Annotated in this window: 2 protein-coding genes; both read left to right on the top strand. The window is 68.3% G+C overall.

Going from position 1 to position 2,774, the window contains the following annotated elements; translation table 11 throughout:
* Nucleotides 1-542, top strand: a 542-nt coding sequence (locus RMO04_RS07065) for a riboflavin kinase (protein WP_309644080.1), incomplete at its 5' end; no start/stop codon positions are given.
* A gap of 164 nt (nucleotides 543-706) precedes the next feature.
* The coding region (gene ileS, locus RMO04_RS07060; protein WP_309644079.1) for an isoleucine--tRNA ligase at nucleotides 707-2,774 on the top strand (2,068 nt) is incomplete at its 3' end.

Below are 2,774 nucleotides of genomic sequence, written 5' to 3'. Positions count from 1 at the left end.
GCACCGGCAGCCCCGAGCTGATGGCCGCTTATGGCGACGAGCTGGGCTTCACCGTCTCGGTCGCGGAGGCCCTGGGCGAGGGCGAGACCAAGTACTCCTCGACCGGCGTGCGCGAGGCCCTGCGTGACGGCCGGCCCCAGGACGCCGCGGCGATCCTCGGGCGGCCCTTCGCCATCGAAGGGATGGTGGAGCGTGGCCGCCAGCTCGGCCGTACCCTGGGCTTCCCCACCGCCAATGTAGCCCTGACCGACTACGTGATCCCCAGGCTCGGGGTCTACGCCACCCGCACCCGGCTGCCCGACGGGCGTGAAGTCGCCGGCGTCGCCAATATCGGGGTCAACCCCACCATCGCGGGCGAGATCGCCCCGCGCCTGGAAGTCTGGCTGTTCGACTTCGACGAGGACATCTACGATCAGGTCATCGAGACCGACCTGATCGCCTTCCTGCGGCCGGAAGAAAAGTTCGACGGCCTCGAGACCATGACCGCCCAGGTCATGAAGGACGCCGCCCAGGCTCGCGCCCTGCTGCTGCCCGAGTTCTAGGCCCCTTGGGTTTCGGTCCGCCCTCTGCTACGACCCCGGCGATGACTTCGGTTCGGAAAACCTCGCGAATTCTCCGCCCGGCGTGACGCCGCCGGACGTTCGATCCAGCGCGCGCCGGGTTTCACCCGCACCCCTTTAAGTTCCGAGCCAAGCTGGAAAATCCCATGGCCGACGACGCCGACACGCCTTCGCGCGATTACCGCGAAACCGTCTTTCTCCCCGACACCCCGTTCCCCATGCGCGGCGGCCTGCCCCAGAAGGAACCCGAGATCCTCGCCCGCTGGGCGGAAGCCGATCTCTACAACGCTATCCGCGCGGCCCGTCAGAAGGCCGGCGCGCCGCTGTTCGTGCTGCATGACGGCCCGCCCTACGCCAACGGGGCGATCCATATCGGCCACGCCCTGCAGAAGACCCTGAAGGACTTCGTGGTGCGCTCGCGGTTCGCGCTGGGCTACGACGTCGACTACGTGCCTGGCTGGGACTGCCACGGTCTGCCGATCGAGTGGAAGATCGAGGAAGAGCTGCGCGGCCAGGGCCGGCGCAAGGATGATGTCACCCGGGCCGAGTTCCGCAAGCGATGCCGCGAATACGCCGCCCATTGGATCGAGGTCCAGATGGGCGGCTTCAAGCGCCTGGGCGTGCTGGGCGACTGGGAAAACCGCTACGCCACCATGGACTATGGCAGCGAGGCGGCCATCGTCGCGGAGTTCCACAAGTTCGTGGCCTCGGGCCAGCTCTATCGCGGCTCCAAGCCGGTGATGTGGAGCCCGGTGGAGCGCACCGCGCTCGCCGACGCCGAGGTCGAGTACCACGATCACATCTCGCCCACGGTCTGGGTCAAGTTCCCGCTGGTCGACTACACCCCCTATCAGGGCCTGACCGACGGCGACAACGAGGCGCCCTCGCCGGCGGGATCGGCGGAGGAAGCCGCCCGCGTCGAGTCCTCGCTGAACGGCGACCAGGCCTGCGTGGTCATCTGGACCACCACCCCCTGGACCATCCCCGCCAACCGGGCGATCTCGTACAACCGCGCGATCGCCTACGGGGTCTACGAGGTCGAGGCCATGGAGACGGGCCTGGAGTTCGAGCCCTGGGCCAAGCCGGGCGACCGCCTGGTCCTGGCCGACAAGCTGGCCGCCGATGTCTTCAGCGCCGCCAAGATCGCCTCGGCCCGCCGGCTGGAGAGCTTCGATCCCGCCGGCATGGTCTGCGAGCATCCGCTGGCCGCGCTCGACACCCACTACAGCTTCCAGGTCCCGTTGCTGGACGGTGATCACGTCACCGACGACGCGGGCACCGGCTTTGTCCACACCGCCCCCGGCCACGGGGCCGACGACTATCTGGTCTGGCTCGCCCACGGTCATCGCGAGATCCCCGAGACTGTCGATCCCGACGGCGCCTACTATCCGAACGTGGCCCTGTTCGGCGGCCTGAAGGTGCTGGAGACCGAGGGCAAGAAGGTCGGCAAGTTCGGCCCCGCCAACGGCGCGGTGATGGACAAGCTGATCGAGGCCGATCGGCTGCTGGCGCGCGGCCGCCTGGCGCACTCCTATCCGCACTCCTGGCGTTCCAAGGCGCCGGTGATCTTCCGCAACACCCCGCAGTGGTTCGTCCGCATGGACGAGCCCCTGAAGGACGGTCGCACCCTGCGCGAGACGGCCATCGAGGCCATCGAGGCCACCGCCTTCCATCCCGAGGCCGGGCGCAACCGCATCCGCGCCATGGTCGAGAGCCGCCCCGACTGGCTGCTGAGCCGCCAGCGCGCCTGGGGCTCGCCGATGGCCATGTTCGTCGACAAGGAGACCGGCCACCCGCTGCACGACGAGGCGGTCAACGCCCGCATCGTCGATCTGATCGCCAAGGAAGGCGCCGACGCCTGGTTCACCCGGCCGGCTGCCGACTTCCTCGGAAACCACGACCCGGACCGTTACGAGAAGGTCGAGGACATCCTCGACGTCTGGTTCGATTCAGGCTCGACCCACGCCTACGTGATCGAGGCGCGCTACGGCGAGGGCGTGCGCGCCGACCTCTATCTGGAAGGCTCGGACCAGCATCGCGGCTGGTTCCATTCTTCCCTGCTGGAGAGCAGCGGCACGCGCGGCCAGGCGCCCTATAAGGGCGTACTCACCCACGGCTTCGCCATGGACGGCCAGGGGCGCAAGATGTCCAAATCGATCGGCAATGTCGTCGATCCACTCGCGATCATCCGCGACAATGGCGCCGACATCCTCC

The sequence above is a fragment of the Phenylobacterium sp. genome (assembly GCF_031412415.1).
In the GTDB taxonomy this organism is placed as follows: domain Bacteria; phylum Pseudomonadota; class Alphaproteobacteria; order Caulobacterales; family Caulobacteraceae; genus Phenylobacterium.
The sequence above is the reverse complement of the archived record's forward strand: the minus strand, read 5'-3'. Positions and strand labels throughout refer to the sequence as shown.